Annotated in this window: 4 protein-coding genes; 2 read left to right on the top strand and 2 right to left on the bottom strand. The window is 74.9% G+C overall.

The window, feature by feature from the left end; genetic code table 11:
* Positions 1 to 113 precede the first annotated feature (113 nt).
* Positions 114 to 1,811: a thiamine pyrophosphate-requiring protein gene (locus AAC134_RS23100; RefSeq protein ID WP_339952034.1), complete on the bottom strand. Its 1,698-nt coding sequence runs from the start codon at positions 1,809 to 1,811 to the stop codon at positions 114 to 116.
* Positions 1,812 to 2,052: 241 nt separating this feature from the next.
* Here AAC134_RS23100 and AAC134_RS23105 point away from each other — a divergent pair, with 241 nt between their 5' ends.
* Both AAC134_RS23105 and AAC134_RS23110 read left to right on the top strand, forming a co-directional pair.
* Positions 2,053 to 2,559: an NUDIX hydrolase gene (locus AAC134_RS23105; RefSeq protein WP_339952036.1), complete on the top strand. Its 507-nt coding sequence runs from the start codon at positions 2,053 to 2,055 to the stop codon at positions 2,557 to 2,559.
* Positions 2,560 to 2,860: 301 nt separating this feature from the next.
* On the top strand, positions 2,861 to 4,339 hold the full coding sequence (locus AAC134_RS23110; protein ID WP_339952038.1) for an inorganic phosphate transporter: 1,479 nt from the start codon (positions 2,861 to 2,863) through the stop codon (positions 4,337 to 4,339).
* Positions 4,340 to 4,363: 24 nt separating this feature from the next.
* Here the strand turns inward: AAC134_RS23110 and AAC134_RS23115 are convergent, their stop codons facing one another.
* Positions 4,364 to 6,772 carry a molybdopterin-dependent oxidoreductase gene (locus AAC134_RS23115; protein ID WP_339952040.1) on the bottom strand — a complete coding sequence of 803 codons (2,409 nt, stop codon included), beginning with the start codon at positions 6,770 to 6,772 and terminating at the stop codon, positions 4,364 to 4,366.
* Positions 6,773 to 6,915 lie beyond the last annotated feature (143 nt).

Genomic DNA, 6,915 nt, shown 5'->3' on the forward strand with positions numbered 1-6,915 from the left:
CCTGTTCTTGGGTGAGTCAGGAGCCCGCCGGAGGCTCCCGAAGTCGAAACCCCAGGCGCGCCCCGCGCAACCGGACCAGGCCCGCCCGCAGGGCGCCCCCTCTCCCTTCGCTTCTACTCCGGCAGGTCCAGCGCGATCAGCGCCTGTTTCCCCTGGCCCAACGCGTCCAGCGCCCGCTCGAGCACCCCGGGCAGCGCCGCGAGGTCCCCGCAGCCCTCGGCATGCGCGCCATGAGCCTTGGCCAGCATCACATGGTCGATCGAGGGCGAGAGGTCGGCCATGAACATCCCGTCGCCGGCCGCCGAGGCGCCCTGCCCGTACATCGCCAGCGTCGAGTTGCGCACCGCCCCCCAGCGCCGGTTGTTGAAGATCACCGAAAGGATCGGCAGCCCGTGCGCCTCGGAGGCCCAGTGGCAGGCCGAGGGGTTGTTGAACATGTAGGCGCCGTCGCCCATCATGCACACGACCGGCCCCGGGACCCCGGCATTGCGGATCCCCAGCGCCGCGCCGAAGCCCCAGCCCAGCCCGCCCGCGGGGCTCGCCCCGAAGAACTGGCCCGGGCGCGAGAAACGGGCCTGGTTCACCCGGAACGAATACTCGTTCACGATCGTCGCGTCGTGGGGCAACAGGGCCGCCAGCGCCTTGCTGGCCGAGGCCGCGGTCATCCGCTCGCCCGCGGCTTCCGCGTCGAGCGTGGCGCGCATCCGCCCGTGAGCCTCGGCGACGCGCCGGCGGCGGGCGTCGACGCGGGGGCCGGCCGCGCCGAGGGGACCGAGCGCTTCGAGAAGCGCCGCCAGCGCCAGCGCCGGCTCGGCCGTGATTGCGCCCTGGGCGTGGAAGCTGCGCATCGGGTAGCGGGCGTGGACGGGGTCGATCCCGATCTCCCACAGCGCGCCCTCGAAGGCGGGGCGGGTCACCGCGGGAACCCAGGGCACGTCGCAGGCGATGTTGAGAACCAGGTCCACGCCCCCCATCGCCCGGCCGGTGTCGAAGCCCAGGTGCATGGGGTGGTCGTGGGGCAGGTTCACGCAGCGCGGGTTGAACTCGATCACCGGGATCGCCCAGAGCTCGGCCAGCGTCTCGGCCAGCGCCGCGGCGGCGGGGCTGCGGGCGAGGCTGGCGGTCACGATCATCGGGTTCTCGGCCGCGCGCAGGGCCGAGGCGAGGCGGTCGATCGCCTCGAGGTCGGGGGCGAGCCGCGCCGAGGCGGTGGGCGCGCGGGTCGGCCGGTCGGGGTTCACCTCCTCGGCCAGCATCTCGCGCGGGAGCGACAGGTAGACCGGGCCCGGGGGCGGGGCGGAGGCGACCTCGAGCGCGCGCGAGAGCCCGTCCTCGACCTGCTCGCCGCGGCGGATCTCGTAGTCCCACTTCACCGCCTCGCGCAGGGTCGAGGCCTGGTCGAACATCTCCTGCGCCCAGTGGATGAAGCGGGTCCGCGTGCCATGGGGCGTCGCCGGCCCGTCCGAATCCGTGACCGGGGTGCGGCCCGCCGACAGCAGCATCGGGACGTTGTCGCGCGCGGCGTTCATCGCCCCGCAGACCATGTTGGCGGTCCCCACCGAGACATGCACCATCGCCGCCTGCGGCGTGCCGGTGATCAGCGCGTGGCCGTGAGCCATCGCCACCGCGAGGTTCTCGTGGGGGCAGATCACCGGGCGCGGCAGGTCGGGCGAGGCCTCGCCCACGCGGCCGTAAGCCTCGACGATCGAGGGGAAATCGGTGCCCGCGACCGAATAGAGCGCGTCGACCCCGTAGCGCTTCATCGCGCGCAGATAGGCCTCGGCCGCCAGCATTCCCTTGCCCTCGCTCATGGTGTCTCGTCCCCGTTTCGCGTTTCGATCCTCCCGGCGCGCGCCGGGGGTGGAGGATGCATCGCCCATGCGGCACGGGTTGTCCAGACAAACAAGAGCGAGCGGGGGGGGGAGGGGCCGCCGAGCGATGGCGCGAGGTTCCGGCTGGCGGACGGCCGGGCGGGGCCTCGCCTGCGACCGGCGCGGCAAGCCTTGCGTCGGGCGCGCCTGGGGATGAGAACACACGCTGGGAGGCGCCGTCATGTCCAAGCTGTTTTCCGGCCTCTGGAACCAGATCCTCAAGCCGATGTTCCGCCGGCCGCCGCGCCGGCAGGTGGCGGCGCTGTGCTGGCGCGAGCCCGCCTCGGCGCCCGGCTCGGCGCCCGAGGTGCTGCTGATCTCGAGCCGCGGGACCGGGCGCTGGATCCTGCCCAAGGGCTGGCCGATCCGGGGGCTCGACCTGCCCCGCTCGGCCCTCCAGGAGGCGTGGGAGGAGGCCGGCGTGATCCCGGTCGACGCGCCCGCGGTCCCCGTGGGCCGCTTCGCCAGCCGCAAGGTCAGCGACAGCGGTCTGGCCGAGCCCAGCGAGGTCGCGGTGTTCTCCGCGCAGGTCCTGGCGCTGGCCGACGACTACCCCGAGCTAGGTCAGCGCCAGCGCCGCTGGGCCTCGCCCGACGAGGCGGCCGAACTGGTCGACGAGGCGGGGCTCGCCGAGCTGATCCTGGAGTTCGGGCGCCGCCACCCTTCGGGCTCTCGCGCGGTCGGCTGAGGCGACGCGGAGGGGCGGCTCGCGGTCCTCGCGGCAAGCCGGGTTGCCGGAGGACCGGGCGCAGGCGCGCGCCTGTCCAGCCAGCCATCCCTGCCGCCGCCGCAGCGGGCCCCTGCCCCCGTCGCCCTGTTCGCGGTCCGCTGTTGCGGGCCCCTTCGCCCCTGGCGGCGCGCGGGGGCTGCGGGGTGTGGACATGCGCGCGCCCCTGCCGCAGGAGAGAGAGAGGCGCGCCCGCGACGGGCCGGCATGAGGGACATGCGCCCGGGACGGACGCAGAGGGCGAAAGATCGAAGGGCACGGATTGAACGACGAGCAGGACAGCAACCGCTGGCGGCAGCTGGACAAGGACCTCAAGCGCATCGGGCGGCTGGAGCTGAGCGGCCAGGCGATCTCGCGTCCGTTGATCGCGCCGGGGGCCGCGCTGGTCTTCATCCTGCTGGCCTGCGGGGCGGCGGCGCTGGCGCTGACGCCCAGCGGCTCGAGCTGGGCGCTGGTGCTGGCCGCCGGCGTGGGGGCCTACATGGCGCTCAACATCGGGGCCAACGACGTGGCCAACAACGTCGGCCCCGCCGTCGGCGCCAAGGTGCTGACCATGGGCGGCGCGCTGCTGATCGCGGCGGTGTTCGAGAGCCTGGGCGCCGTGCTGGCCGGCGGCGACGTGGTCGAGACCATCGCCGGCGGCATCGTGGCGCCCGAGGGCTTCGCGACCTCGGACGGGTTCGTGCGGGTGATGATCTGCGCGATGATCGCTGCGGCCCTGTGGGTGAACCTGTCGACCTGGCTGGGGGCGCCCGTCTCGACCACGCACGCGGTGGTGGGAGGCGTGCTGGGCGCGGGCATGGCCGGCGGCGGGCTCGACGCGGTGAACTGGCCGGCGGTGGGAACCATCGCGGCGGGCTGGGTCGCCTCGCCGGTGATGGGGGGCGTGGCGGCGGCGGGGCTGCTCGCCTTCCTGCAGGCGCGCATCGCCCGCGCCCCCGATCCGCTGGCCGCGGGCCGACGCTGGGCGCCGGTGCTGGTGGCCGCGATGGCGGGCGTGTTCACCACCTACCTGGCGATGAAGGCGCTCTCGCATCTGATCCCGGTCGCGCCCTGGCAGGCGCTGGGCATGGGGCTTGCCGCGGGTCTCGCGGCCTGGGCCGCGGCCCACCCGCTGGTCGCCTGGGCCAGCGCGGAGATGGAGAACCGCCCCCGCTCGCTGAAGGCGCTGTTCCGGCTGCCGCTGGCGATCGCGGCGGCGTTGCTGTCCTTCGCCCATGGCGCCAACGACGTGGCCAACGTGGTCGGCCCGCTGGCCGCCATCGCGCGCGCCACGCAGGACGGAGCGGCCGGCGCCCTCGTCGTCGCTCCGGGCTGGGTGATGGCGATCGGCGCGGTGGGCATCAGCCTCGGCCTGCTGCTGTTCGGCCCGCGGCTGGTGCGCATGGTGGGCGACGAGATCACCAAGCTGAGCCCCCCGCGGGCCTGGTGCGTGGCGATGTCGGCGGCAGCCACCGTGATCCTCGCCTCGTGGATGGGGCTGCCGGTCAGTTCGACCCACGTGGCGGTGGGCGGCGTCTTCGGCGTCGGCTTCCTGCGCGAGTGGCAGGAGGCCCGCCGCGCCCGCGAGGCCCGGCGCGCCCGCGACCGCGCGCTCGATCACGCGCCCGAGGAGCGCAGCCGCCGGATGCTGGTGCGCCGCTCGCATTTCCTGACCATCGTGGCGGCCTGGGTGGTGACCGCGCCGGCGACGGCGGCGCTTTCGGCGCTGATCCTGGCGGTGTGGAGCCGCCTGCTCTGAGCGGAGGGCCGTGGCGGGCGGCCCTCAGGACGGCGTGGGGGGCGGGTCGATGCGCTCCAGGTCGCAGGCGTAGGCCCGCAGCGGGACCGAGCCGCCCACGGGGTCGACCAGGTCGTGCCCGATCATGGCGTTGAAATTGGCGTTGCCGGGGCCGGTGACGGGATAGCCGGGGGCGCCGAGCTCCTCGCACGGCTCCCACCAGCCGTGCTGCCCGCAGACCACGTCGCAGGCGAGGCTGCGGTCGAAGCGCGCCCGGGCCTGCGAGGCGCCGTGGGGGGTGAGGATCCGCACCCAGTCGCCCTCGGCGATGCCGCGCGCGGCGGCGGCCTGCGGGTGCAGGTCGACGGGCGGGTCGGGCTGGCGGCGGCGCAGGCTGGGGGCGCCGCGGTGCTGGGTCTCGCAGAACAGCGTGTCCTTGGCGCAGGTCAGGGTCAGCGGGAAGCGCCGCCCATGGCGGATCTGGCCGGGCGTCGCCGGCGGGGGGCGGTAGTCGGGCAGCGCGTCGCCGCCGTGATCCATCAGCCGCTCCGAGAACAGCTCCACCCGGCGCGAGGGGGTGGCGAAGCCGCGGGGGCCGTCCTCGCCCGGCTCGGCATACTTGCGGTGACGCTGGACGAGGGGGGTGCGCACGCCCTCGGGATGGGCGCGCAGCGTCTCGAGGGCGATGCCGCTGGGCGCCAGCATCGCGCGCATCCCGGCGTCGAGGTCGCCGTCCCAGAAGCGGTGGCCGAGGCCCATCCGGCAGGCGAGGTCGAAGACGATCCGCGCGTCCGAACGCGCCTCGCCCCGCGGCGCCAGCAGCGGGCGGCGCAGCTGGGTCAGGCCGTTGGCCTCGGCGCTGATCTCGAAGCCGATCTTGAGGCCCTCGGTCTCGAAGGGAGTGGCGGCGGGCAGCACCAGGTCGGCCATCGCCGCGCTGGGGTTGAGGGTGTGGTCGACGTGCATGTGGAATTCGAGCGCGCGCAGCGCCTCGAGCGCGGTCCCCCCGTCGGCATGCGACAGCGCGAGGTTCGAGCCGAAGCTGACCAGCCCGCGCACCGGATAGGGCTTTCCCTCCAGGATCGCGCGGTAGAGGTCGGCGGAGTTCACCTCCTCGAACCGTGGGGGGCCGAGGGGGCGGGTCTCGAGCCCCACGGCCCTGGCGCGCTGGGCCTCGCTCAGGAACTCGGCCCCCTGCACGTCGGCGGCGGGGACGGTGGGCAGCTCGACGTTGCCGCCCGGCGCGTCGTAGTCGCCGGTCAGCGCATAGAGCAGCCCGATGGCGAGCGCGGCCTGGGTGGCGTTGGCCTGCTGCTCGAGCCCGCTCCAGGTCATGTAGGAGAGGGGGCGCGAGGTCGCGATCAGCTCGGCGGTGCGCTCGATCTGGTCGGCGGGCACGCCGGTCAGCGTCTCGACCGCGGCGGGGTCGTGGCGGGCGCAGATCTCGGACCAAAGCTGGAAGACGGGGCGACAGGCGACGGGGCCCTCGGGGGTCTCGACCTCGAAGCGGCCCGAGAGGGCGAGCGCGGGGTCGGCGTCCCCCAGGGTGCAGGCGACCGGGCCATGGGCGGCCTCGGACCAGGCCAGGGTCGCGTCGGGGAGCGAGGCGTCGAGGGCCTCGGGGGCAAGATCGCGCGCGCGCAGGAGCCGGCCGGTGTCCTCGCGCACCAGCGCCGGGGCGTTGGTCCAGGCGCGCAGGAACTCGGCGTCATGCCAGCCGCGCGCGATCATCACGTGGGCGAGGCCGAGCGCCAGCGCCCCGTCGGTTCCCGGCCGCACCCGCAGCCATTCGTCGGCGCGCCGCGCGAGCCCCGCCTGGCGCGGATCGACGACCACCAGCTTCGCCCCCCGCCCTTTCGCCGCGACCGCGGCCGTGGCGTGCGCGATGCGCGAGACGGTGGGGTTGTAGCCCCAGAACAGGATGCAGCCCGCGCGGTCGAGGTCGGGCATCACCCCCGCGGGCAGCGCGCTGCCGAAGGAGTAGAGGTTGGCCATCCACCGCCCCCAGCCGCACAGCTCGTAGGAGGTCGAGTGGTTGGGGCTGCCGAAGGCCGGGCGCAGGCGCACCACCCAGTGACGCGAATCCGACAGCGCCGAGGTCGAGGGCGAGGCGGTGTTGAAGGCCACCGTTTCGGGTCCGTGGGCGGCGGCGAGCGCATTCAGCCGCGCGGCCGCCAGATCCAGCGCCTCGTCCCAGGAGATGCGCTGCCAGCCGGGGTCGGCCTCGCCCTTGGGCCGGGTGCGCTTCATCGGGTGCAGCAGGCGGCCGGGGTCATAGACGATCTCGGGCGCCACCTTGCCCTTCAGGCACAGCGCCTTGCCGGTGGGGTGGGAGGGGTCGGCGGCGAGCGAGACGAAGCGCCCGTCCTCCAGCGTCGCGCGGGCGCCGCAGCGCGAGGTGCACAGCGCGCAATAGGTTGCGACGGTGCTGCGGGAGGGGGCCTCGGGGACCATGATCGCCTCCTTGCGGCGTCGGGGCCGGACCTGTGCGGGCGGCCTGCGTGGCGGCAGTCTCGACGATCGGGGAACGGCCTGTCCAGCCCCGCGACGCGGAGCGGAGAAGGCGGGGGCGGCGGGATCCGGCGGGTTGCCGCCGG

It is taken from the genome of uncultured Albimonas sp., from assembly GCF_963977235.1.
Taxonomy (GTDB): Bacteria; Pseudomonadota; Alphaproteobacteria; order Rhodobacterales; family Rhodobacteraceae; genus Albimonas.

Excerpts from the sequence above, each read along its gene's own strand:
- AAC134_RS23100 (WP_339952034.1), bottom strand. The coding sequence starts at position 1,811 with ATGAGCGAGGGCAAGGGAATGCTGGCGGCCGAGGCCTATCTGCGCGCG.
- AAC134_RS23105 (WP_339952036.1), top strand. The coding sequence starts at position 2,053 with ATGTCCAAGCTGTTTTCCGGCCTCTGGAACCAGATCCTCAAGCCGATG.
- AAC134_RS23115 (WP_339952040.1), bottom strand. The coding sequence starts at position 6,772 with ATGGTCCCCGAGGCCCCCTCCCGCAGCACCGTCGCAACCTATTGCGCG.